This is a genomic window from Nonomuraea sp. NPDC050227 (genome assembly GCF_044459705.1).
Taxonomy (GTDB): domain Bacteria; phylum Actinomycetota; class Actinomycetes; order Streptosporangiales; family Streptosporangiaceae; genus Nonomuraea.
Genome location: NZ_JBITJF010000003.1, coordinates 823,781 through 847,548, shown reverse-complemented (window position 1 = coordinate 847,548; position 23,768 = coordinate 823,781). Strand labels below are relative to the sequence as shown.

Genomic DNA, 23,768 nt, shown 5'->3' with positions numbered 1-23,768 from the left:
GCTGGTGTGACCACCCTTCTGCTGGCCCGCCACGGGCTGACCGACCTCACCGGGCCGGTGCTGGCCGGGCGCACCCCGGGGGTGCGCCTGAGCGAGGCCGGGCGGGCGCAGGCCGAGGCGCTGGCCGGCCGCATCGCCGGGGTCCGGCTCGACGCCGTCGTCTCCAGCCCGCTCGAACGCTGCCGCGAGACCGCCGAGGCCGTGGCCAAGGGCCGCGGGGCGGACGTGGTCCTCGACGAGCGGCTGATCGAGTGCGGCTACGGCGCCTGGACGGGCCGCCCGCTCAAGGAGCTCGCGCAGGAGCCGCTCTGGCAGACCGTGCAGGCGCATCCCAGTGCGGTGACATTTCCGGAAGGGGAGTCGCTGGCCGATATGCAACATCGGGCGGTGGCCGCGGTCCGGGAGTGGAATCGACGCCTCGGGTTGAAGGGTGTCTACCTGGCGTGCACCCACGGAGACGTCATCAAGGCGATCGTGGCGGACGCTCTGGGGCTGCACCTCGATCATTTTCAGCGGATAACAGCCGATCCTGCGGCCCTCACCGTGATTCGCTATGCCCCCTTGCGTCCCTTTGTTCTCAGGATTAACGATATGGGGGAATTGCGGTTGCCCGAGGATTCGGAGGAGAAAGACGGGGGAGAAAACATCACCGGGAGCGATGCCGCCGTCGGCGGTGGACCCGGGACCACGTAAGGTCAGGCTATGCCGGTCTTCGACTACGACCCACCGGAGAGGTTCGTCGCCGGCGCCCTGGGGCAGCCGGGCGCGCGGGTCTTTTTTCTGCAGGCCAGGGCCGAGGGCAGACTGACCACCGTGGCGCTGGAGAAGCTGCAGGTGGCTGCGCTCGCGGGCAGGCTCGACGAGCTGCTCGACGAGGTTCTGCGGCTCAGCGGGGGCACCGCGCACGTGCCCGCGCTGGCTCCGGCCGACCTGGCCGACGACGCCCCCCTCGACGTGCCGGTCGCGGAGGACTTCCGGGTCGGCACCATGGCGCTGGCCTGGGACGACGACAAGTCCCAGGTGGTGATCGAGGCGCAGGAGGTCATCGACGAGGAGGACCTCGACGGCCCCGACCCCGCCGTGCTGCGGGTGCGGATCAGCGCAGGGGCCGCGCGTGCCTTCACCCGCAGGGCGCTCCAGATCGTGGCGGCGGGCCGGCCTCCCTGCCCCCTGTGCGGGCAGCCGCTCGACGCCGAAGGCCATGTCTGCGTCCGACTCAACGGCTACCGCGGGGGTGAGGCGGCTTCATGACCGCTCCTGAGAGCGAACCGGCCGTCAAGCCGCCACAAGGGCCGATCATGCAGGAGGAGGAGGCGCTCACGCTGCTGCGCGACGGGCGCCTGGAGGTGGCCGGCCGCCTGGTCGAGGCCACCAACATGACCCTCTACTGCTCGATCAAGCTGGGCGGCCGCAGCGCCGCCTGCGTCTACAAGCCCGTCCGCGGCGAGCGCCCCCTGTGGGACTTCCCCGACGGCACCCTCGCCGCCCGCGAGGTGGCCGCCTACGAGGTCTCCCAGGCGACCGGCTGGCGCATCGTGCCGCCGACCGTCTACCGCGAGGGCCCGTTCGGGCCCGGCATGTGCCAGCTGTGGATCGACACCGAGCGCGAGATCGACCTGATGCGGCTGGTCAAGAGCCGCAACCCGGTGGTGCGCCGGATGGCGGTGTTCGACGCGGTGGTCAACAACGCCGACCGCAAGGGCGGTCACCTGCTGCCGCTGCCGACCGGGCACGTCTACGGCGTCGACCACGGCGTCTGCTTCTCGGTCGAGGACAAACTGCGTACCGTGCTGTGGCAGTGGCGGGGCAAGCCGCTGGCGCGCGAGGCGGTGGCGGTGCTGGCCAAGCTGGAGCGCGACCTGGAGTCGGGCTCGCTGGGGCGGCGGCTGCGCGAGCTGCTCACGCTGGCCGAGGTGGAGGCCACCTGGCGGCGGGTCAGGCGGCTGCTGGACACCGGCGTGCATCCGTACCCGTCGGAAGGGTGGCCGGCCGTTCCCTGGCCCCCTATCTGAGGACTGGCGGGGGTTTTATACCCTTTGCCGCATGTGCACGCTGATCGTGAGAACCGGGGAGCCGCTGACCCTCATGGGCGTGCGGGACGAGCTCACCGACCGCCCCTGGGAGGCGCCCGGGGAGCACTGGCCCGAGCATCCCGGGGTGATCGGCGGCCGTGACCTCAAGGGCGGCGGCACCTGGATGGCCGTCTCCCCGTCCGCCTGCCGCGCCGCCGCCCTCCTCAACGGCCACGGCACGATGGCCCCCGAGACCACCAGGGTCTCCCGCGGCGACCTGGCCCTGATCGCGGTGTCCACGGGCGACGTCCCGGACGTCGACCTGACCCGCTACGACCCCTTCCACCTCGTGCTCGCCGACCTGTCCGGCGTGCGGCTGTTCAGCTGGGACGGCGACCGCCTCACCGCCTCCGCCCTGCCCGACGGCACCAGCATGGTCGTCAACACCGGCCTCGACCCGGACGCCGGCCGCGTCCGGGCCCACCTGCCGCGCTTCGCGAGCGCGCCCGACTGGGCGGAGCTGATCACCGGCGCGCACTCCGACCGGCCGGACGCCCTCCTGGTGCGCAACACCCTGCCCGACGGCCGCGTCTACGCCTCGCTGTCGGTGATGCGGGTCACCCTGGGCCAGGACGACACCGCCTACGAGTTCACGGACCTTACGGCACGGATAGGCTCAAAGGCATGAGATCGTGGTCTGCCCAGAACATCCCCAAGCTCCCAGGTGAGAGCATTCCGCTGCGTCTCTACGACACGACGACGAGGCAGGTGCGGCAGACCGATCCCGGCCCCACCGCCCGGATGTACGTCTGCGGCATCACCCCCTACGACGCCACCCACCTCGGCCACGCCAACACCTACCACGCCTTCGACCTGGTGGGCCGGATGTGGCGGGACGCCGGGCACGAGGTCCACTACACCCAGAACGCCACCGACGTGGACGACCCGCTGCTGGAGCGGGCCGCCCAGACCGGCATCGACTGGCAGGAACTGGCCGAGCGCGAGATCGAGCTGTTCCGCACCGACATGGAGGCCCTGCGCATCCTGCCGCCGCGCGAGTACGTCGGCGTCACCGAGGTCGTGGGCCACGTCGCCGACCTGATCACCGAGCTCGCCGCCAAGGGCTGCACCTACGACCTCGACGGCGACGTCTACTTCAAGGTGGCCGACGCCCCCAAGTTCGGCCAGGTGTCCGGCTACGACGAGGCCGAGATGCTGGCCCTGTCCGCCGAGCGCGGCGGCGACCCCGACCGGCCGGGCAAGCGGCACCCGCTCGACTGGCTGCTGTGGCGGGCCGAGCGGCCCGGCGAGCCGGCCTGGGAGACGAGCCTGGGCCGGGGGCGTCCCGGCTGGCACATCGAGTGCACCGCGATCGCGCTGCGCAACCTGGGCCCCGGCTACGACGTGGCGGGCGGCGGCTCCGACCTGATCTTCCCGCACCACGAGTGCGGCGCCTCCGAGGGGCACGCGGCGACGGGGGAGTGGCCGTTTGCCAAGTTCTACACGCACGCGGGCATGGTGGCGCTCGACGGCGAGAAGATGTCGAAGTCCAAGGGCAACCTGGTGTTCGTCAGCCGGCTGCGGCAGCGGCACGACCCGATGGCCGTGCGGCTCGTCCTGCTGGCCCACCACTACCGGGAGGACTGGGAGTACACGCCCGACCAGCTCGCCGCGGCCGAGCGCCGGCTCGCGCTGTGGCGCTCGGCGGTCGCCCTGCAGGGCGCGCCGCGCGCGGAGGAGCTGCTGGCCGCGGTCCGCGAGCGGATGGCCGACGACCTCGACTCGCCGGGCGCGCTGGCCAAGATCGACGCCTGGGCCGAGCGGGCGCAGGCCGAGGGCGGCCCGCAGCAGCCCGGCCTGGTCAAGGACCTGACCGACGCCCTCCTCGGCATCGCCCTCTGACCGACCGCTTTTCTGCACGACCGCTTTCTGCACGATGGCCGGCCGCTGAACACCAGGCCGCGCACACCGGCCGGGCATGGTCGTGGGCCGGGCTTTCACGCCCGGCCCACGGCCTCCCGTGGAGTCGCCGATCCCTCGGCGTTCTCCGTCACACACGCAGCTCCTCGAACCTGTCGTTCGCGGCGAGCTCCGCGGTGAACCACTCGATCGTGCGCCGCAGCCCCTCCTTGGCGGGCACCTCCGCCCGCCAGCCCAGCCGCTCGGCGGCCAGCGTGGTGTCGGGCCGGCGCACCTTCGGATCGTCGGCGGGCCGGTCGATGAACTCGATCTCCGAGGCCGAACCGGTCAGGTCGCGGATGAGGGTGGCCAGCTCCAGCATGGTCAGCTCGTCCGGGTTGCCGATGTTGACCGGGCCGGTGAAGTCGCTGCGGGCCATGGCCAGGATGCCCGAGACGGTGTCGTCCACGTAGCAGATCGACCTGGTCTGGGTGCCGTCGCCGGTGATGGTCAGCGGCTCGCCCTTCAGCGACTGCCGGATGAACGTCGGGATCGCCCGGCCGTCGAACGGGCGCATCCGCGGGCCGTAGGTGTTGAAGATGCGCACGATCCCGGTGTCGGTGCCGCGCGAGTGGCGGTAGGCGGTGGTCAGCGACTCGGCGAAGCGCTTGGCCTCGTCGTAGACGCTGCGCGGGCCGACCGGGTTGACGTTCCCCCAGTACGTCTCCTTCTGCGGGTGCTCCAGCGGGTCGCCGTACACCTCGCTGGTGGACGCCAGGACGAACCGGGCGCCCTTCTCCCTTGCCAGCCCGAGCGCGTGCAGGGTGCCCACGCTGCCCACCCGCAACGTCTCGATCGGGTAGCGCAGGTAGTCGGCCGGCGAGGCGGCCGAGGCGAAGTGCAGCACCAGGTCCACCCGGCCCGGGACGTGCACGTACCCGGTCAGGTCGCTCTCGATGAGCCGGAAGGCCGGATTGTCCAGCAGGTGCTCGACGTTGCGCGGGCCGCCGGTCAGGAAACTGTCCATGCAGATGACCTCGGCGCCCTCGTCCAGCAGGCGTTCGCACAGGTAGGAACCGAGGAAGCCGGCTCCGCCGGTGACCAGAGCCCTCATGACGTGACCTCCAGAGCTGCGTCGACCACTTCCGACACCTCGATCCTGAGCAGGCCGGGATCGGGGCGCAGGCCGTGCGGGTCGCCCTTGCGACCGGCCCACAGGGCCACGTGCCGCCATCCGGGCGGCGGCCCCCACTCCGACGGCGGCACCGGGCCGAACAGCACCACCGACGGCACGCAGAACGCCGTCGCCAGGTGCGCGACCCCGGTGTCGCCGCAGACCACCAGCCGGGCCCGGCTGACCAGGTCGATCAGGTCGGCCAGCCGGGTGCGGCCGGCCAGCATGCGCTCCGGCGGCAGCCCGGCCAGCTCGGCGACCTTCCTGGCGATCGGCACCTCGTCGGCGTTGCCGGTGACGACCACGTCGTCCAGCGCCGCCGCGACCTCGGCGAACCGCTCGGGCGGCCAGCGCCGCGCCGGGTAGGCGGCCCCCGGATGCACGATCACCGGGCCCGTCCGGTCGGAGATGCCGAGCGTCAGGTCCTCCGGGTCGGCGGGGATGCCGTGCCACTCCAGCAGGCCGCACCAGCGCCGCACCTCGTGCACGCCGTCCTGCCACGGCGGGCCGACGCCGAAGCTGATCAGCCGGCCCGGGTCGGTGGCGCGCAGCGCCTCGATGCTCTGCGGCCCCTTGCCGTGCAGGTTGACCGCGATGTCGGGCCGCTGGAACGGCACCGGGCCCGGCCCGGACACGTCCACCTGGGCGTCCACCGCGCCGGTCAGCGGCAGCAGGGCCTCCAGGGACTTCGGCGCGGCCAGCGTGATCCGGTGCCCGGGGAACGACTGCCGCAGCGCCCGCAGCGCGGGGACGGCCGTGAGCAGGTCGCCCAGGCCGAGCCCGCGCAACGCCAGCAGTTCTAGGGCCATGACGTCTCCGTCGAGGGGCAGACGACCAGCTCTCTGACCTCGCACCCGGCCGGCTGCCGGAGCGCGAACACGACGGTCTGGGCGACGTCGGCCGGGTCGTTCAGCCCCGCCTCCGGGCCCGGCTTGTACTGCTCGGGACGCCCGTCGAAGAAGCTCGTCCGCATGCCGCCCGGGATCAGCAGGGTCACCCCCACCTCGCCGCGCAGCTCGACCGCCAGCCCCCTGGTGAAGCCGACGACGCCGAACTTGGAGGCCGAGTACGCCGAGGCGTCGCTCAGCGGGCGCAGCCCGAGCGTCGAGGCGCAGGTCACCACCTTGCCGCGGCTCCGCTTCAGATACGGCAGCGCCGCCCGGACGACGGCGGCCGTGCCGAGCAGGTTGACCTGGATCACCCGCTCCCAGTCGTCGGCGGGCACGTCCTCCAGGCGTCCGCAGGCGTCGATGCCGGCCGCGGTCACCACGCCGTCCAGGCCGCCGGCCCGCTCGGCGAGCTCGCGCACGGCCCGCTCGGCCTGCCCGCGGTCGGCCAGGTCGGCCGTGACGTGGTCGAAACGCTGGTCCGGCTCGCGCACGTCGACGACGAGCGCCCGCCAGCCCTCCTTCTCGACCGCTTCGGCGGTGGCCAGGCCGAGACCGGAGGCGCCCCCGGTGATCAAAATATTCACTGGATCTCCCTGATCAGATTGCTGGTCGAACGTCCCGGCAGCGTGCTGAGCGCGACGAACTCGGCGCCGAGCCGCTTCAGGACCTCTGACTCGGGCAGGACTTCCCCCTCGTAGTCCCCGCCCTTCACCCACACGTCGGGCCGCAGCAGCTCGATGGACTCGGCCGGGGTGTCCTCCTCGAACACCAGGACCGCGTCCACGCAGCTCAGCGCCCGCAGCACCTCGACCCGGTCCCGCGCGTCGACCACGGGCCTGGACGGGCCCTTCAGCCTGCGCACCGAGTCGTCGGAGTTGACGCAGACGACGAGAGCGTCGCCCAGCGCCCTGGCCCGCCGCAGGAGGCTCACGTGCCCCGCGTGCAACAGGTCGAAACAGCCGCCGGTGGCGATCAGCCGGCCGCCCTGCGCGCGGGTGAGCCTGGCCACCTCCAGCGCGGTGCGCGGCCGGTCGCCGAGCCGCTGTTCCTGGGTCCTGACGGTGGCGGCCCCGCCGCGCTCGACGAAGCGCGAGGCCTCGCCGACGCCGATGGTGACCGCCTCCTCGACGTCCGCGCCGTCCCGCAGCGCGAGCGCCGCGGCGCCGGCGAACCGGTCGCCCGCGCCGCACGCGTCCTGCCCGGACGCCGTCACCGGCGGCGGCACCCGCGTCAGCGGGCCGCCCTGGACGGCCAGCGTGGCGCCGTTGCCGCCGGTGGTGACCGCCACGGCTCCCGCGCGCAGCTCCCGCACCAGGCGGCGGGCCGCGTGGTCGGGGCCGCGGTAGCCGTCCGGGCACAACATCCTGGCCTCCGCCTCGCTCGGCGTCACCAGCGTGCAGCCCGGCATGGGCGGCCCGCCCCGGGGATGCGGGTCCCACACGACCGGTACGCGGGCCTCGCGCAGCAGCTCCCGGGCCAGGCCGGCCACGCCCCTGCCGTAGTCGGAGACCAGCACGGCGCCGGCGCGGGCCAGCACGGCCGTGATCTCCTCGGGGATCTCGCCGGGCGGGTCGGACCGGGTGACGCCGTCGCCGCTGTCGAGCCTGAGCATGGTCTGGCCCCTCGACCTGACCCTGGTCTTGCGCACGGTCCCGCCGTTCAGCGGCAGGCGTACCAGCTCGACCTCCTCCGACAGCAGCGCGCACAGGCGGTGACCGTCGGGGTCGTCGCCGATCGCGGTGATCAGCACCACCTCCGCGCCGTCCCGCGCGGCCAGCAGCGCGGCCAGCCCGGCCCCGCCGGGGCGGGCGTGCTCGGCCGCGATGTCGACCACCGGGACCGGCGCGTCCGGGCACAGCCGCTCGCTGTCGCCCTCGACGTCCACGTCGAGCAGTGTGTCGCCGATGACGACGAGGGGGCCCATCAGACGGCCTCCTCGATGGCGTCGCAGAGCAGGTGGATCATGGCGAGGTGCACCTCCTGGACGGTGGCCGTCTCCTGCGCGGGCACGGCCACCGCCTCGTCGCACAGGTCGGCCAGCGGGTTCGGCGCGGGCCCGGTCAGCGCCCAGGTGACGACGCCGACCTCCTGCGCCGCCCGGGCCGCGGCCAGCACGTTCGGGCTGCCGCCGCTGGTGGACAGGCACATCAGCACGTCACCGGGACGGCCGTGCGCCCGCACCTGGCGGGCGTAGACCTCCTCGTGGCCGAAGTCGTTGGCGATCGCGGTCATCGAGGAGCTGTCGCCGTGCAGCGGGATCGCCGCGTACGGCGGCCGGTCGGCCCTGAACCGGCCCACCAGCTCGGCCGTCAGGTGCTGGGCCTCGGCCGCCGACCCGCCGTTGCCGCAGGCCAGCAGCCGGCCGCCGGCCGACAGCACGCCGGCCAGCTTCCCGCCCCAGGCGCGGATGCTGACCGCGTGGTCGTCGACCTTCTCCAGCGTGGTCCAGAGCTTTTCCAGATGTCTGTCCATGATCAACCCCCCAGAGCGGCCAGGCGGCAGAGCTTGCCGTCGATGACCTGCGTGTACACCGCCTCGGTCTGCTCGGCGATGCGGGACCAGCCGTACCGCTCGCGGGCCCGCCGCGCCCCCGCCGCGCCCAGCGCCGCGCGCCTGCCCGGGTCGGCGAGCACGTCGCGCAGCGCCCTGGCCAGCGCCCGCGGGCGGCGCGGCGGAACCAGCACGCCGCAGCCCGCGACCGTGTCCAGGTGGCCGCCGACCGCCGAGGCCACGACGGGCACGCCGCAGGCCATCGCCTCGATCGGGACCATCCCGAACGGCTCGTACCAGGGCACGGTGACCACGACGTCGGCCGAGCGCATCAGCGCCGGCACGTGCGTGCGCGGGACGCTGCCGATCAGGTGCACCCGGTCCTGGAGCCCGTAGGCGAGGGCCAGGTCGCGCAGCCGGGCGGTCTCCTCCTCGTCGTCCGGGCCGCCGCCGGCGATCACCAGGTCGGCGTCCGGGAGCTGGCGCAGCGCGGCGATCAGGGTGTCCACGCCCTTGCGCGGCACCATCCGGCCGATGCTGAGCACCACCTTGGCGCCCGCGCGCGGCGCGACCGGCCCCTGCTGGCGGAACGCCGTCAGGTCCACCCCGCAGGGCACCACCGTGACGCGCCGCTCGGGCACGCCCATCGCGCACAGCTCGCTGACCTCGTCGCTGCAGGTGGCCAGCACGGCGTCGGCCCGCTTGCCGATCTCGCGCTCGGTGTCGATCCGGTGCGCCGGGCTGGTGTCGGCCTCGCCCTGCCAGCGCCGCTTCACGGTGCCGAGCGCGTGGAAGGTCTGCACCACCGGCACACCCCCGGCGGCGGCCCGCAGGGCCGCCTGGCCGCTCATCCAGAAGTGCGCGTGGGCCACGTCCGGCGGGTCGGCCGCCCATCGGTCGGCCAGGCGTTCGGTGAACTCCGGCATGTACGGCGGCAGCTCGTCCTTCGGCACGGCCGCGGCCGGCCCCGCCGTGACGTACTCGACCGTGACGCCGGGCGCCATGGTCACCGCGTCGGGCTGCGACCGCGCCGAGCGCCTGGTGTGGACGACGACCGTGTGCCCGCGCTCGGCCAGTGCGACGGCCAGGTGCGCGACGTAGACGTTCTGCCCGCCCGCGTCCACGCCACCGATGGCCGCCAGCGGATCGGCGTGTTCGGAGATGAGATCGACCTTCACTGCGTCAGCTCCCTCACTGCCTTGACCACCTGCTCACTTGTCACCAGGGACAGGCACGGGTGCCCGGCCACCGGACAGGTGCGCGCCCTGCTTCCCGAGCAGGGCGCCTGCTGGTCGCCGAGCAGCACCGTGGGAACGCCGTACGGGGCCCATCGAGCGGCGGGGACGACAGGGGCGAACAGGCTCACGACCGGTGTGCCGACCGCCGCGGCCAGGTGCGCGGGACCGGTGTTCCCGGCCACCAGCACACTGGCGCCTTCGATCACGGCGGCCAGCTCGGCGAACGTGGTCCTGCCCCCGAGGTCGACTGCCGCGTCGCAGGCCACGTAGGCGGTGAGGTCACGTTCCTTGCCGGTCACGACGACCCGGTGCCCGTCGTCCACCAGCTCCCTGACGGCCTGCCGATGCTTGTCGGCGGGCCACGTTCTGGCGGGGGCTGACGTCCCTGGATGCACCACGACGTACGAGCGTTCATCGGCAGCGCCGCCGACGCCTAGGAGATGCCCGCTTTCCCGGCCGATATCCGGCAAGGGCCGCCGAACAGCCAGTTTGCCGTCGTCACCGGGTGGCAGCTCGAACCCGGCCGCCCGCGCGACGGCCAGCATGCGCTCGGCCTCGGGCACGTCGAGGGTCTCGTCCACGACATGCCGGACGTCCAGGAGCGAGCCGGGGTAGTCGTTGCTGATCGCGCAGACGCGCCGCACGCCGGCCATCCGCAGCAGCAGGGCCAGCGGCAGCGCCGACTGGTGGAAGGAGGTCAGCAGCAGCGCCTCGTCCACGCCCTCCACCCGGGCGATCAGGTCGGCGACCTGGGCGTTGGACACGGCGGCGGGGGAGTGGTCGATCCACGGCGCCCGCCACTCGATCACCCGGTCCACGCCGGGCAGCAGCTCGGCGGCGGCCCGGCCGTTGGGACCGGCCAGGAAGACCAGCTCGTCGGCGAGCGTGCGCACGGCCCGGGTGGCGGGCCCGGCCAGCAGGACGTCTCCGGCGTCGTCGAGCCGCGCCACCAGCACGCGTCCCCGGCCGCCGCCGTGCTCTCCGGCCGCCCGGCACGCCGCCGCCTCCGGCGTGCCGGCCTCCGCTGTGGTGGGTTCCGCGGGCTTGCGGGCGCGGGCGGCCCGTCCGGCCTTGCCGCGGCACTGCGTGGCGTTCTTCGCACGGCCGCGGCCGCACCGAGCCGCCGGATCGCGACGTCTCATCGCCGCCACCTCCATTCCCCCCGAAGCCGGTGCACACAGGCGACCGGCGGGATCACCACGCTGGTGACAGCCATGCGCCACACCTCGCGCCAGGTACGCGGCCCTGGGGCGATGCGCCGCCAGGCGAACTCGGCGGTCATCGCGGCCCACAGGGCTCCGGCGACCGCGGCCAGCACCGGCAACGCCCGCCACCCGCCGGCCGCGCCCCACCTGCCGGCCGCGCCCCGCCTGCCGGGCCGCCGATCGAGCCGCCCGCCGGGCCGTCTCTCCGGCCACCGGTCCGCGCGCCCTTTCCCGGACGGGCGGGCCACGGTGGCGGCCAGGCCGAGGGTGGCGGCCGTGAGCGCGGCGGCCGAGGTGGCGGCGTGGCGGCGCAGCCGGCCGCCCGAGCCGCCGATGGCCTGCCGCCAGTCCGGCCCGTGCAGGCGCCGCATCAGCGCGTCGTCGGCGTTGCCGCGCTGGAAGCGCACGCTCGCCCAGAACCCGTCCTGGCGCACCGGGTGCGTGGTCACCCGCTCGCCCGCGACCAGCCGGTGGCCCGCCCGCGCCACCCGCAGGGCGATGTCGGCGTCCTCGCGGTAGGCGCGGGGGAAACGTTCGTCGAACCCGCCGGTCTGCTCCAGCACCGAACGCCGGTAGGCCATGTCGGCGGTCACCCACAGCGCGTCCGACAGCCCCAGCGTGTGCCGCTCGGCGTCGGTGGGCCGCCGGCCGACCGGTTGCGGCACCACGATCCGGCCCTGGCTGCCGCCCACGTCGTCGGGCAGGTCCACCAGGTCCTTCCAGACCGCCTCGGCCCACCCGGGCGCGGGGATCACGTCGTCGTCGAGGAACACCACCCAGGGCGTCCCGGCGGCCCGCCACCCGGCGTTGCGCGCCGCGGCCGGGCCGCGGCCGCCCGAGCGCACGACCCGCACGTGATCGGGCAGCTCCAGCGCGGCGGCGTCCGCCCGCCGGTCGTCCACCACGATCACCGGCACCGACCGGCCCACCGCCGCCAGCGTCTCCCGCAGCGTGGCGCGGCCGATGGTGGGGATCACGACGGTGATCACGACGCGAACACCTCCCCGCGCCGCACCAGGTAGGGCCCCAGCGCCAGCACGTCCACCGGCGAGGAGCCGAAGCACTCCAGCGCGTCCCGCGGGTCGTCGACGATCGGCCGGCCCGCGGTGTTCAGGCTGGTGTTGACCACCACCGGCAGCCCCGTGCGCGCCTCGAACTCGGTCAGCACCCGCGCCATCAGCGGGTCGTCGGCCGGCGAGATCGTCTGGATGCGCGCGGTGCCGTCCACGTGCACCACCGCCGGGATGCGGTCCCGCCAGGGCTCGCGCACGTCGTGCACGAACAGCATGTACGGCGAGGGCACCGGCCCCCGCCCGAAGATCTCCGGCGCCCTGGACTCCAGGACCATCGGCGCGATCGGCCGGAACTGCTCCCGGCCCTTGACGTCGTTGAGCCGCTCGGTGTTGCCCGCGTGCCCCGGATGGGCCAGCAGCGACCGGCGGCCGAGGGCCCGCGGCCCGTACTCGGACCGGCCCTGGAACCAGGCCACGATCCGGTCGGCGGCCAGCTCGGCGGCCACCGCCGCGCCCAGGTCGGCCGGCCGCGTGTACGGCACCCGCGCCACGTCCAGCCAGGCGCCCAGCTCCTCGTCGGTGAACCCGCGCCCGAGCGCCGCGCCCGGCATGGGACCGGCCGGCTCGCCGTAGGTCTGCGCCAGGTGCAGCGCGCCGCCCAGCGCCGTGCCGGAGTCGCCGGCGGCCGGCTGGGCCCACACCTCCTCGAACGGCCCCTCGTCCAGCAGCCGGGTGTTGGCCACGCAGTTCAGCGCCACCCCGCCGGCCAGCGCGAGCCGACGTTCGCCGGTGCGCTCGTGCAGCCAGCGGGCCAGCTCCAGCAGCACCTCCTCCAGCCGGGCCTGCACGCTGGCGGCCAGGTCGGCGTGGTCGGAGGTCCACGGCTCGCCCATGGCCAGGGCCTTGACGTAGACGTTCCAGTCGACCGGCTCGACGCGGAAACCGCCGTCGCCGGTCGTGTAGATGATCTCGCGCAGCGACTCCAGGTGGCGCGGCCGGCCGTAGGAGGCCATGGCCATGACCTTGTACTCGTCGCTGGAGCGCAGGAAGCCCAGGTGCTGGGTGACGTCCTCGTACATCAGGCCGAGCGAGTGCGGCAGCTCCTGGGCGGCCAGCACCTCCAGCTCGCCGTCGCGGTAGCGGCCGGCCAGGTGCGAGACGTTCTCGCCGCGCCCGTCGCACACCAGCACCGCGCAGTCGCGCCAGGGGGAGGCCAGGCCGGCCGAGGCGGCGTGCGCCACGTGGTGCGGCACGTAGGTGACCTGCCCGGCGTCCAGGCCCGGCAGCGCGGTCGCCAGGAAGGCGGGGGCCCGGACGGCGTACTTCGTGCGCAGGTCCTCCCAGCCGCCCTCCGGCCGCTGGACCACCAGCGCCGGGTCGTAGGAGTAGGCCACGGCGTCCAGGTCCTCGGGGGACAGGCCCGCCTCGTGCAGACACCAGGCGGCGGCCTGCTCGGGCAGCTCCCACGCGGAGAACGCCAGCGGCCGTTTGCCGTGCTTGCGGCGGCTGAAGCGCTCCTCCTCCGCCGCGGCCACGATCTTCCCGTCGACGACCAGCGCCGCGGCCGGGTCGTGGAAGATCGCGTTGATGCCGAGAAACTTCATCGTTTCCTCCCCCGCAGATGTCGAGAACCGCTACCGAGAGAAGCGGCTCTCAAACCTGGAGCTACCTCGGGAGATGCGAAAACGGGCGTAATCGCCTGAGGTTGGTCACTCTGAGTAGTTGTTTGCCGGGTGGTGGCCCGGGTAGCTGCCGGACCACGCGACGGAGGTGAGAGGTGTTCGAAAAGCGACGTCCCGGGGCCGTCCTCTTCGACCGGGACGGAACCTTGATCAAAGACGTGCCGTACAACGGCGACCCGCGCCTCGTCGAGCCCATGCCGGGAGCGGTCGAGGCGCTCGGCAGGCTCCGCCGGGCCGACGTGCCCGTCGCGGTGGTCACCAACCAGTCCGGCGTGGCCAAGGGCCTGCTCTCGCCGGACGAGATGGACCAGGTGAACGCCAGGGTGGAGGAGCTGCTCGGGCCGTTCGACGCGTGGGCCATCTGCGTGCACGACGACGCCGACGGCTGCACCTGCCGCAAACCGGCGCCGGGGCTGGTGATCAGGGCGGCCGCCGTCCTCGACGTCAGCCCGCGCGACTGCGTGGTGGTCGGCGACATCGGCCGGGACATGGAGGCGGCCAGGGCCGCGGGGGCCCGGGGCATCCTCGTCCCGACCAGGCAGACGCTGGAGGAGGAGATCGAGCAGGCGGCCGAGGTCGCCGACGATCTCACCGACGTCGTCGACCGGGTGCTCAGCGCGCCCGAGATGCCCGTGGCGGCGGCCTCGGCCGCGCCCTGGGCCCGGGCCATGGGCTGGAGCCGCTGGTGAGGATCCTCATCTGGCACGTCCACGGCTCGTGGACCAGCGCCTTCGTCAGCGGCGGCCACGACTACGTGCTCCCGCTCGTTCCCGGCCGCGGTCCCGACGGCCGGGGGCGCGCCGCCACCTACGACTGGCCGGACAACGTCCGCGAGGTGGCCTACGATCGGCTCCGCGACGAGCCGATCGACGTGGTCGTCTACCAGCGGCCGCACGAGATCGACCTGGCCCGCGAGTGGCTCGGCCGCGCGGCGCCCGGCGTGTACGTCGAGCACAACACCCCGTCAGGCGACGTCCCGCGGACCAGGCACCCGCTGTCCGGCCAGGACGACGTCACGATCGTGCACGTCACCCACTTCAACGAGCTGTTCTGGGACAACGGCCGGGCGCCCACCCGCGTGATCGAGCACGGCGTCCCCGACCCGGGCCACCTGTACACCGGCGAGCTGGCCAGGGCCGGCGTCGTGGTCAACGAGCCGGTACGCCGTACCAGGGTCGCCGGCACCGACCTGCTGCCGCGCTTCGCCGAGCGCGTCCCGCTGGACGTGTTCGGCATGAAGGTGGACGGCCTGCCGTACGGCACCTACGAGGACCTGCCGCAGCACGTCATGCACGCCGCCCTGGCCCGCAGACGCGCCTACCTGCACCCCTACCGCTGGACGTCGCTGGGCCTGGCCCTCGTCGAGGCCATGACCCTGGGCATGCCCGTCGTGGCGCTGGCCACCACCGAGGCCGTCGAGGCGGTGCCGCAGGAGGCCGGGGTACTCTCCACCAGGGTGGACGTGCTGGCCGACGCCCTGCACGCCTTCGTCACCGACCCCGAACGGGCCGCCCAGGCCGGCAAGGCCGCGCGCGCCGCCGCCCTGGCCCGCTACGGCCTGCCCAGGTTCCTGCGGGACTGGGACCGCCTGCTGGCCGAGATCTGAGCCCGGATCCAAGTCGAGGTCCGAGCCGGGATCCGAGCCGGGATCTGACAGGTATGACGCCGGAAGGCATGGGTAGGCGCGATGGGCATGATGATGCTCAACTGGTCACGCAGGGCAGCCTGCCTGGAACTGGACCCCGAACTGTTCTTCCCGATCTCGCTCGAAGGCCCCGGCCGCTCGCAGGTCGAGAAGGCCAAGACCATCTGCGGCCGGTGCCCCGTGCGCCGGCCCTGCCTGCAGTACGCGCTGGACACCCGGCAGGCGCACGGCGTGTGGGGCGGCACCGACCCCGAACAGCGGCGTGAGCTCAGCTCGCCGGCAGTGCCTCGGCAAGAAAGCGTTCCCGCTCCTCAGCTTCGAGGTGGTCGCTGAACAGCACCCCGTCGAGATGATCGGCCTCGTGTTGCAGCACCCTCGCCAGCACGCCCAGCGCCCGTAGCGTCACCGGCTTGCCGAACATGTCGCGGCCGCGCGCCGTGACCATGTAGGAGCGTTCCAGCGGACGCCAGAGGCCCGGTGCCGACAGGCACGCCTCGTCGGCGGTGATCCGCCGCTCCGACAGCTCCAGCCGCGGGTTGACCAGATGACCGGAACGGCCGTCGTAGGAGTAGACGAGCACCCGCACCGGCTCGCCGATCTGCGGGGCCGACAGGCCCGCCCGGCCCGTGCCCGCCCGCAGGGTGAGCGTCAGCGACTTCACCAGGCGCCGCAGCTCCCGGTCGAAGTCGTGCACCGGCTCCGCCACCACGCGGAGCACCGGATCGTCGAACACGCGAATAGGCCGGACCGTCACCCGCAACTCCCCGAAACGCCGCGATCGTCATGCGGAACGGTTCCCGTCGCCGGATCCTCTCAACCCTGAAGGCCGGGCCTTGTAGCACAGCGGTAACAGCGGAGACCCAAGGGTGAAACCACCCGAAAGCAGGATCGGAGGGTGATCTCACTTGCGTCGCCCGCGCCTGTGACGCCCGGCCGGGCGCTCGGGGCCCGGCCGGGCCCCACCTGCCCGGAGGTGCCGGCATGACCGCCCTTTCCGAAGGGTCTCCCGGGACGGCGCCCGACGCGCCGGCCGCGTTCATCCAAGGGTCACCTGAGGCGGCGCCGGACGCGCCGGCCGGGTTCACCCAAGGGTCACCTGAGACGGCGCCCGACGCGCCGGGCGGGTTCATCCAAGGGTCACCTGAGACGGCGCCCGACGCGCTGGCCGGGTTCACCATCGGGGTGACCGCCACGCGGCGGCGGGAGGAGTTCGCCGCGCTGCTGGCGCGGCGCGGCGCCCGCGTCGTCAGCGCGCCCGCCATCCGCCTGGTGCCCCTGGCCGAGGACGCCGACCTGCTCGCCGCCACCCGGCTCACCCTCCAGGCCCCCCTGGACGACGTGGTCGTCACCACCGGCGTCGGCTTCCGCGGCTGGATGGCGGCCGCCGAGGGCTGGGGCCTGTCCGCCGACCTGGGCGACCACCTCGGCCGGGCCCGCCTGCTCACCCGCGGCCCCAAGGCAAGGGGAGCCGTACGGGCCGCCGGACTGACCGACCACTGGACGCCCGTCACCGAGTCCTGCGACGAGGTCAAGGAGCACCTGCTCGCCCAGGACCTGCGCGGCCGGCGCATCGCGGTCCAGCAGCACGGCGAGCCGCTCACCGCCTTCGTGGCGGCCCTGCGCGCGGCCGGGGCCGAGGTGATCGAGATCCCGGTCTACCGGTGGCTGCCCTGCCGCGACGGCTCGCCCCTGCGCCGCCTGATCAGCCAGGCCGTCTCGGGCGCGGTGGACGCGGTGGCCTTCACCAGCGCGCCCGCCGTCCACGCCATGCTCGGCGCGGCCCGCTCCGACGGGCTGGAGGACGCGCTGCTGGCCGCGTTCGGCGGGCCCGTCGTGGCCGCCTGCGTGGGGCCCGTGACGGCCGAGCCGCTGACCTCGCGCGGCGTACGCGTCCTGCGGCCCGACCGGTCCCGTCTCGGCGCCCTGGCCCGCGCGCTGGCCAGGCACCTGCCCGAGCACGGCGTCACCCGGCTGGTCGCGGGCGGGCACCGGCTGGAGGTGCGCGGCCACGCCGTCGTCGTGGACGGCGACCTGCGTCCGCTGCCGCCCGCGCCGATGGCGGTGCTCAAACGCCTGGCCGACAAGCCGGGCCACGTCGTCTCCCGCGCCGACCTGCGCACGGTGCTGCCGGGCAGCGCGGCCCGGGACTCGGCCGAGCACGCGGTGGAGATGGCCGTCACCCGGCTGCGCCGCGCCCTGGGGCCGGCCGGCATCGTCGAGACGGTCGTCAAACGCGGCTACCGCCTGGCCTGCCCCCACGACCCCACCCCATGACCCCCAACCGGCCCACCCACCCCCTGACCTTCAACCAGCCCAGCCACCCCCTGACCTCCGACCAGCTCATCGACCCCATGATCTTCGACCAGCCCAGCCACTCCATGACCTCCGACCAGCCCGCAAGCCCCGGCTCGACGTCGGACGGGAGGCCCACTCTCGTGCGTGGGCCGGTCCTCGTGCGCGGGTCCTACGTCGCGCCTGTGCCTGACGCCGTGAGTGCGTCCGATGTCGTGCGTGCGCCCGCTCAGGTGGGGGCGTCCGTGCTGGAGGACGGGGCGCTGCCAACGCTGGTGCTGGCCGCGCACGGTACGCGGAGTGCGGCGGGGGAGCGGGCCTTGGCGGCACTCGCCCGCTCGGTCCGCAGGGCGCGTCCGGGGTGTCGGGTCGAGCCGAGTTTTCTGGAGATCAGCGCGCCGCTGCTCGCCGACGTGCTGCCGGCCGTGCCGGGGCCGGTGGTGGTCGTGCCGTTGCTGCTGGCCGGGGGCTACCACGTGCACGTCGACCTGCCCGAGGTGGTCGCCGCCCGCCGTCCGGACGCGCTGGTGGCCGGCCGGCTCGGCCCGCACGCCCTGCTGACCTCGGCGCTCGTCCGCGTGCTGGCCCAGGCGGGGCTGCGCGCCGACGACACGGTGATCCTGGGCGCGGCGGGCTCGTCCGACCCCGCCGGGCTCTCAGACGTGCGCGCCGCGGCCCGGCGGCTCTCGGTACGCCTGTCGCGGCCGGTCACGGCGGCCTTCGCCGCCTCGGGGACGCCGTCGCTGCCGGACGCGGTGGACCAGGCGCGCAGGACGTCCCGTGGCCGGGTGGTGGTGGCCTCGTACGTGCTGGCCCCCGGCTTCTTCCACGACCGGCTGACCGCCTCGGGCGCCGACCTGGTCACCGCCCCGCTCGCCCCGGACCCCGCCGTGACCGCCCTCATCTGGCACCGCTACGACCAGTCCCTCACACACCGACACCCGCACCCGACCCCCGCCGCCCGGCCGTAACCCCCGCCCCCACATGCCCCGATATCCGGTCACGCGCCCCCGTATGCATGGAGAGACGCAGCGACCGACCTCGCTTCCGCTCCCCGAGCTGTAGCCGAACGCCCTCTCAGCTCCCGGGCCTGGCATGTACCCCAGCGATCCCTCACCTTCCGGCCTCGGCGATGCACACGCGCGACCTCACAGCCCTGGCCTCGGGGACGCGAAACGCGACCTCCCCAACGCGGCCTGGGATAAAGCCACACGACCTCACCGCCCCGCCCTGACCCCCAAGGCGGCCCGCAGGGTCGGCCCCTGGGTGTGAAGGACCGTGCTGCGGGACTGCTCCAGGAGCAGGCCGCCAGGCATGAGGGCCTGAGACGGGATGACCCCGGGCCAGCGGTCGGGGGTGGGGGATCGTGCCGTGAGACTGTTCCGGAGGCAGGCCGTCAGGTGTGACGGCGTGCGACGGGATGGGCCCCGGAGTCAGTGGCCGGCTGGGGGGGCGTGGGCCGAAACGGCCCAGAGTCAGCCGTTGGAGTGGGGCAGCCCGAGCAGGCGATGCCCCGGAGTCAGTCGTCGGGTGTAACGGTCTGGGCCGGGATGAGCCCGGGAGTCGGCCAGCGGGTGTGGTGGACTGAGCCCGGGGTCAGCTGTCGGTGTCGCGGTCGCGGCGGCGCAGGTAGCGCTCGAACTCGGCGGCGATCGCGTCGCCGCTCGCCTCCGGCAGCTCGGCCGCGTCCTTGCGCTCCTCCAGCTCCTTGACGTATTCGGCCACCTCGCTGTCCTGCGAGGCCAGCTCGTCGACGCCGCGCTCCCAGGCGCGCGCCTCCTCGTCGAGGTCGCCGAGCGGCATCGGGATCTCCAGCACGTCCTCCATGCGGCGCAGCAGCGCGAGGGTGGCCTTCGGGTTGGGCGGCTGGGCGACGTAGTGGGGGACCGAGGCCCACAGCGAGATCGCGTCGAGCCCGGCCTCGCCGAAGGCGTGCTGGAGCACGCCGACGATGCCGGTGGGGCCCTCGTAGCGGCTGAGCTCCAGGTTGGTCGAACGGGCCAGCGCCTCGTCGGTGGCCCCGCCCAGGATCGGCACGGGACGGGTGTGCGGCGAGTCGTTGAGCAGCGCGCCCAGCATGACCGCCAGCTCGACGCCCAGCTCGCGGCAGACCTGGATGATGTCGGCGCAGAAGGAACGCCAGCGCATGTTGGGCTCGATGCCGCGCAGCAGCACGACGTCGCGCTCGCTGCCCGGCGGACGGGCGTGGAACAGCCGCGTCGTCGGCCACACGATGGACCGGGTCAGCCCGTCGCCCATCTCCACCACGGGACGGGTGACCTGGAAGTCGTAGTAGTCGTCGGGGTCGAGCGCGATCAGCGGCTCGGCCTTCCAGGACGACTCGAGATGGGCGATCACACCGCTGGAAGCCTCGCCCGCGTCGTTCCACCCCTCGAACGCGGCAATGAGCACCGGGTCGACGAGCTCGGGGAGCCCTTCGAGCTCGATCACGTGTCGCCTCCTCTCTCCCTCATCGCGCTAAGCCTATGCGGTAAGCAGGCGTCGGCGTCACCGATCTCCCCGCGAACGCTCCGAGCCACCGGCCCACCCCTTTCGCCCAGCCCACCACGCGACTATCCCCCGTCCCACGGCGCTCACCCCTCCCTTTCGTTCGCCCCTAGCGGATCACCCCGAAAGGGGGCGGACCGCCCGCCGGAACGACACGAAGGAAGCCGGACGGGCCCACCGGTATTGGACGCCGGGTCAATTGACAGGCGGAAGAATAAGCGGTCGGGACTCAGCCGATAAGCTCTACGGCATGAGCATCTCCCCGTCCTTCCGAGAAGTGTTGTCCCAGCGCGTGATCGTGGCCGACGGGGCTATGGGCACGATGCTCCAGGCGCAGGACCCGACGCTCGACGACTTCGAGGGGCACGAGGGCTGCAACGAGGTCCTCAACGTCACCCGTCCCGACATCGTCCAGGGCGTGCACGACGCGTACTTCGCCGTCGGCGTCGACTGCGTCGAGACCAACACCTTCGGCGCCAACCTGGCCGCGCTCGGCGAGTACGACATCGGCGAACGCGTCTTCGAGTACTCCGAGGCCGGCGCCCGCATCGCCCGCGAGCGGGCCGACCACTGGTCCACCCCCGAGCAGCCGCGCTTCGTCCTCGGCTCGATGGGGCCTGGCACCAAGCTGCCGACGCTGGGCCACCTGCCCTACCGGAGCCTGCGCGACGCCTACCGCGACAACGCGGCCGGCCTGATCGCGGGCGGCGCCGACGCGCTCATCATCGAGACCTGCCAGGACCTGCTCCAGGTCAAGGCCGCCGTCATCGGCGCCAAGCGGGCCGTCGAGGCGGCCGGCCGGGACGTCCCGATCATCGCCCAGGTGACGATCGAGACCAACGGCGCCATGCTGCTCGGCTCGGAGATCGGCGCCGCGCTCACCGCGATCGAGCCGCTCGGCGTCGACATCGTCGGGCTCAACTGCGCGACAGGCCCGGCCGAGATGAGCGAGCACCTGCGCTACCTGGCCCGCCACTCCCGGCTCAAGCTGTCCTGCATGCCCAACGCCGGCCTGCCGGTGCTCACCTCCGACGGCGCGTACTATCCGCTGTCGGCGCAGGAGCTGGCCGACGCGCACGAGACCTTCGCCCGCGACTACGGCCTGTCGCTGGTCGGCGGCTGCTGCGGCACCACCCCCGAGCACCTGCGCCAGGTGGTCGAGCGGGTGCGCGGCAAGGAGCCGGTCGCGCGCCGCCCCCACCCCGAGCCCGGCGCCTCCTCCCTCTACCAGACGGTCCCCTTCCGCCAGGACACCTCCTACCTGGCCATCGGCGAGCGCTGCAACACCAACGGCTCCAAGGCCTTCCGTGAGGCGATGCTGGAGGGCCGCTGGGACGACTGCGTGGAGACCGCCCGCGACCAGGCCCGCGACGGCGCCCACATGCTCGACCTGTGCGTCGACTACGTCGGCCGCGACGGCGTGGCCGACATGAAGGAGCTGGCCTTCCGCTTCGCCACCGCCTCCACGCTGCCGATCATGCTCGACTCCACCGAGCCCGCCGTGCTCCAGGCGGGCCTGGAGATGCTCGGCGGCCGGGCGGCCGTCAACTCCGTCAACTACGAGGACGGCGACGGCCCCGACTCCCGCTTCCAGAAGATCATGCGCCTGGTGCGCGAGCACGGCGCGGCCGTCGTCGCGCTGACCATCGACGAGGAGGGCCAGGCCCGCACCGCCGACTGGAAGGTGCGCGTGGCCTCCCGCCTCATCGAGGACCTGACCGGCAACTGGGGCATGCGCGTCGAGGACATCATCGTCGACTGCCTGACCTTCCCCATCGCGACGGGCCAGGAGGAGACCAGGCGCGACGGCCTGGAGACCATCGAGGCCATCCGCGAGCTCAAGCGCCGCTACCCGGGCGTGCAGACCACGCTGGGGCTGTCCAACATCAGCTTCGGCCTCAACCCGGCCGCCCGCATGGTGCTCAACTCGGTGTTCCTCAACGAGTGCGTCAACGCCGGCCTCGACTCCGCCATCGTGCACGCCTCCAAGATCCTGCCGATGGCCCGCATCCCCGACGAGCAGCGCCAGGTCGCGCTCGACATGGTCTACGACCGCCGCCGCGAGGGCTACGACCCGCTGCAGCGCTTCATGGACCTGTTCGAGGGCGTCGACGCCGCCGCCATGCGCGCCGGCAAGGCCGAGGAGCTGGCCGCGCTGCCGCTGTGGGAGCGGCTCAAGCGGCGCATCATCGACGGCGAGCGCAAGGGCCTGGAGGCCGACCTCGACGACGCGCTCACCCAGCGGCCCGCGCTGGAGATCATCAACGAGGTGCTGCTCGACGGCATGAAGACGGTCGGCGAGCTGTTCGGCTCCGGCCAGATGCAGCTGCCGTTCGTGCTGCAGTCGGCCGAGGTGATGAAGGCCGCCGTGGCCTACCTGGAGCCGCACATGGACCGCGTCGAGGGCGAGACCAAGGGCCGCATCGTGCTGGCCACGGTCAAGGGCGACGTGCACGACATCGGCAAGAACCTGGTGGACATCATCCTGTCCAACAACGGCTACCAGGTGGTCAACCTCGGCATCAAGCAGCCGGTCTCGGCCATCCTGGAGGCCGCCGACGAGCAGAAGGCCGACGTGATCGGCATGTCCGGGCTGCTGGTGAAGTCGACGGTCATCATGAAGGAGAACCTGGAGGAGATGAACTCCAGGGGCCTGTCGGAGAAGTACCCGGTGCTGCTCGGCGGCGCCGCGCTCACCCGCGCCTACGTCGAGCAGGACCTCGCCGAGCTGTTCGAGGGCGAGGTGCGCTACGCCCGCGACGCGTTCGAGGGCCTGCGGCTGATGGACTCGTTCATGGCCGTCAAGCGCGGTGTCGAGGGCGCCACGCTGCCGCCGCTGCGCGAGCGGCGGGTCAAGACCGGCGCGGTGCTGCAGCGCACCCCGGTCGAGGAGCTGCCCGCCCGCTCCGACGTGGCCGCCGACAACCCCGTGCCCACGCCGCCCTTCCACGGCGACCGCGTGGTCAAGGGCATCTCGCTGAACGAGTACGCGGCCTTCCTCGACGAGCGCGCCCTGTTCCTGGGCCAGTGGGGCCTCAAGCCCACCAGGGGCGGCGACGGGCCCGGCTACGAGGAGCTGGTCGAGACCGAGGGCCGGCCCAGGCTGCGCATGTGGCTGGAGCGCATGCAGACCGAGGGCCTGCTGGAGGCGGCCGTCGTCTACGGCTACTTCCCGTGCGTCAGCGACGGCGACTCGCTGATCATCCTGGGCGACGACGGCAACGAGCGCACCCGCTTCACCTTCCCGCGTCAGCGCCGCGACCGGCACCTGTGCCTGGCCGACTTCTTCCGGAGCAAGGACTCCGGGGAGGTCGACGTCGTCGGCTTCCAGGTGGCCACCATGGGGGCCAAGATCTCCCAGGCCACCGCCGAGCTGTTCGCCAAGGACGCCTACCGCGACTACCTGGAGCTGCACGGCCTGTCGGTGCAGCTCACCGAGGCGCTGGCCGAGTACTGGCACGCCCGGGTGCGCGCGGAGTGGGGCATCGGCGGTCAGGAGACCCTCGACGACATGCTCAAGGTCAACATCCAGGGCTGCCGCTACTCCTTCGGCTACCCGGCCTGCCCCAACCTGGAGGACCAGCAGCAGCTGTTCGAGCTGCTCGACCCGGGGCGCATCGGCGTCAGCCTGTCGGAGGAGTTCCAGCTCCACCCCGAGCAGGCCACCTCGGCGCTGGTCGCGCACCACCCCGAGGCCAAGTACTTCAACGTCTAGTTCGT

At 73.4% G+C, this 23,768-nt stretch carries 22 protein-coding genes; 11 read left to right on the top strand and 11 right to left on the bottom strand.

What is annotated here, in order from left to right; all coding sequences use genetic code 11:
* The first annotated feature begins 6 nt into the window (after positions 1-6).
* Genes ACIBK9_RS16195 through mshC form a run of 5 tightly spaced genes read left to right on the top strand, consistent with a single transcriptional unit; the run spans position 7 to position 3,914 of the window.
* A complete protein-coding gene (locus ACIBK9_RS16195; RefSeq protein ID WP_397158771.1) occupies positions 7-693 on the top strand; it encodes an MSMEG_4193 family putative phosphomutase in 687 nt (228 codons plus the stop codon).
* Between the two features lie 9 nt (positions 694-702).
* Positions 703-1,251: a DUF3090 domain-containing protein gene (locus ACIBK9_RS16190; protein WP_352363409.1), complete on the top strand. Its 549-nt coding sequence runs from the start codon at positions 703-705 to the stop codon at positions 1,249-1,251.
* Positions 1,248-2,012 (top strand): SCO1664 family protein, encoded by a 765-nt coding sequence (locus ACIBK9_RS16185; protein WP_352327876.1) that lies wholly within the window; start codon positions 1,248-1,250, stop codon positions 2,010-2,012. Before ACIBK9_RS16190 ends, ACIBK9_RS16185 begins: the two co-directional genes overlap by 4 nt.
* A 31-nt stretch (positions 2,013-2,043) precedes the next feature.
* Positions 2,044-2,700 carry an NRDE family protein gene (locus ACIBK9_RS16180; protein ID WP_397158768.1) on the top strand — a complete coding sequence of 219 codons (657 nt, stop codon included), beginning with the start codon at positions 2,044-2,046 and terminating at the stop codon, positions 2,698-2,700.
* On the top strand, positions 2,697-3,914 hold the full coding sequence (gene mshC, locus ACIBK9_RS16175; RefSeq protein WP_397158766.1) for a cysteine--1-D-myo-inosityl 2-amino-2-deoxy-alpha-D-glucopyranoside ligase: 1,218 nt from the start codon (positions 2,697-2,699) through the stop codon (positions 3,912-3,914). Before ACIBK9_RS16180 ends, mshC begins: the two co-directional genes overlap by 4 nt.
* A gap of 148 nt (positions 3,915-4,062) precedes the next feature.
* On the opposite strand, the gene ACIBK9_RS16170 is transcribed toward mshC, so the two are convergent.
* From ACIBK9_RS16170 to ACIBK9_RS16130, 9 genes are read right to left on the bottom strand one after another with little or no spacing between them, the layout of a single operon-like run.
* Positions 4,063-5,025 (bottom strand): UDP-glucuronic acid decarboxylase family protein, encoded by a 963-nt coding sequence (locus ACIBK9_RS16170; RefSeq protein WP_358298968.1) that lies wholly within the window; start codon positions 5,023-5,025, stop codon positions 4,063-4,065.
* Positions 5,022-5,894 (bottom strand): glycosyltransferase family 9 protein, encoded by an 873-nt coding sequence (locus ACIBK9_RS16165; RefSeq protein ID WP_397158763.1) that lies wholly within the window; start codon positions 5,892-5,894, stop codon positions 5,022-5,024. Before ACIBK9_RS16165 ends, ACIBK9_RS16170 begins: the two co-directional genes overlap by 4 nt.
* On the bottom strand, positions 5,885-6,559 hold the full coding sequence (locus ACIBK9_RS16160) for an SDR family oxidoreductase (RefSeq protein WP_352363997.1): 675 nt from the start codon (positions 6,557-6,559) through the stop codon (positions 5,885-5,887). Before ACIBK9_RS16160 ends, ACIBK9_RS16165 begins: the two co-directional genes overlap by 10 nt.
* Complete coding sequence (locus ACIBK9_RS16155; RefSeq protein WP_397158761.1) at positions 6,556-7,899, bottom strand: PfkB family carbohydrate kinase; 1,344 nt, start codon at positions 7,897-7,899, stop codon at positions 6,556-6,558. Before ACIBK9_RS16155 ends, ACIBK9_RS16160 begins: the two co-directional genes overlap by 4 nt.
* Positions 7,899-8,447, bottom strand: a complete 549-nt coding sequence (locus ACIBK9_RS16150; protein ID WP_397158759.1) for an SIS domain-containing protein — start codon at positions 8,445-8,447, stop codon at positions 7,899-7,901. The genes ACIBK9_RS16155 and ACIBK9_RS16150 overlap by 1 nt, the downstream gene beginning before the upstream one ends.
* A gap of 2 nt (positions 8,448-8,449) precedes the next feature.
* Positions 8,450-9,643 carry a glycosyltransferase gene (locus ACIBK9_RS16145; RefSeq protein ID WP_397158757.1) on the bottom strand — a complete coding sequence of 398 codons (1,194 nt, stop codon included), beginning with the start codon at positions 9,641-9,643 and terminating at the stop codon, positions 8,450-8,452.
* Positions 9,640-10,845: a glycosyltransferase family 9 protein gene (locus ACIBK9_RS16140; protein WP_397158755.1), complete on the bottom strand. Its 1,206-nt coding sequence runs from the start codon at positions 10,843-10,845 to the stop codon at positions 9,640-9,642. The genes ACIBK9_RS16145 and ACIBK9_RS16140 overlap by 4 nt, the downstream gene beginning before the upstream one ends.
* Complete coding sequence (locus ACIBK9_RS16135; protein ID WP_397158753.1) at positions 10,842-11,897, bottom strand: glycosyltransferase family 2 protein; 1,056 nt, start codon at positions 11,895-11,897, stop codon at positions 10,842-10,844. The genes ACIBK9_RS16140 and ACIBK9_RS16135 overlap by 4 nt, the downstream gene beginning before the upstream one ends.
* On the bottom strand, positions 11,894-13,525 hold the full coding sequence (locus tag ACIBK9_RS16130; RefSeq protein ID WP_397158751.1) for a carbamoyltransferase: 1,632 nt from the start codon (positions 13,523-13,525) through the stop codon (positions 11,894-11,896). Before ACIBK9_RS16130 ends, ACIBK9_RS16135 begins: the two co-directional genes overlap by 4 nt.
* A gap of 173 nt (positions 13,526-13,698) precedes the next feature.
* Between ACIBK9_RS16130 and ACIBK9_RS16125 the strand changes: the two genes are divergently transcribed.
* The 3 genes from ACIBK9_RS16125 to ACIBK9_RS16115 all read left to right on the top strand — a co-directional run bounded on the left by ACIBK9_RS16125 (position 13,699) and on the right by ACIBK9_RS16115 (position 15,581).
* Positions 13,699-14,292, top strand: coding sequence for an HAD-IIIA family hydrolase (locus tag ACIBK9_RS16125; protein ID WP_364338284.1), 594 nt, complete (start codon positions 13,699-13,701; stop codon positions 14,290-14,292).
* Positions 14,289-15,209 carry a glycosyltransferase gene (locus ACIBK9_RS16120; RefSeq protein ID WP_397158748.1) on the top strand — a complete coding sequence of 307 codons (921 nt, stop codon included), beginning with the start codon at positions 14,289-14,291 and terminating at the stop codon, positions 15,207-15,209. Before ACIBK9_RS16125 ends, ACIBK9_RS16120 begins: the two co-directional genes overlap by 4 nt.
* 87 nt (positions 15,210-15,296) lie before the next feature.
* Entirely contained in the window at positions 15,297-15,581 is a 285-nt protein-coding gene (locus tag ACIBK9_RS16115; RefSeq protein WP_357977583.1) for a WhiB family transcriptional regulator, read from the top strand.
* Here ACIBK9_RS16115 and ACIBK9_RS16110 read toward each other — a convergent pair.
* Positions 15,517-15,981, bottom strand: a complete 465-nt coding sequence (locus ACIBK9_RS16110; RefSeq protein WP_352364015.1) for a peptide deformylase — start codon at positions 15,979-15,981, stop codon at positions 15,517-15,519. The genes ACIBK9_RS16115 and ACIBK9_RS16110 overlap by 65 nt on opposite strands.
* A gap of 248 nt (positions 15,982-16,229) precedes the next feature.
* On the opposite strand from ACIBK9_RS16110, the gene ACIBK9_RS16105 reads away from it, so the two are divergent.
* Together ACIBK9_RS16105 and ACIBK9_RS16100 are read left to right on the top strand one after the other, a co-directional pair.
* On the top strand, positions 16,230-17,522 hold the full coding sequence (locus ACIBK9_RS16105; RefSeq protein ID WP_397158746.1) for a uroporphyrinogen-III synthase: 1,293 nt from the start codon (positions 16,230-16,232) through the stop codon (positions 17,520-17,522).
* The gene (locus ACIBK9_RS16100; RefSeq protein ID WP_397158744.1) at positions 17,519-18,511 is read left to right on the top strand and encodes a sirohydrochlorin chelatase; all 993 of its coding nucleotides are present in this window, start codon (positions 17,519-17,521) and stop codon (positions 18,509-18,511) included. The genes ACIBK9_RS16105 and ACIBK9_RS16100 overlap by 4 nt, the downstream gene beginning before the upstream one ends.
* A 625-nt stretch (positions 18,512-19,136) precedes the next feature.
* Here ACIBK9_RS16100 and ACIBK9_RS16095 read toward each other — a convergent pair.
* Positions 19,137-19,991, bottom strand: coding sequence for a PAC2 family protein (locus tag ACIBK9_RS16095; RefSeq protein WP_352325653.1), 855 nt, complete (start codon positions 19,989-19,991; stop codon positions 19,137-19,139).
* Between the two features lie 307 nt (positions 19,992-20,298).
* Between ACIBK9_RS16095 and metH the strand changes: the two genes are divergently transcribed.
* Positions 20,299-23,763 carry a methionine synthase gene (gene metH, locus ACIBK9_RS16090; protein WP_358298989.1) on the top strand — a complete coding sequence of 1,155 codons (3,465 nt, stop codon included), beginning with the start codon at positions 20,299-20,301 and terminating at the stop codon, positions 23,761-23,763.
* Positions 23,764-23,768 lie beyond the last annotated feature (5 nt).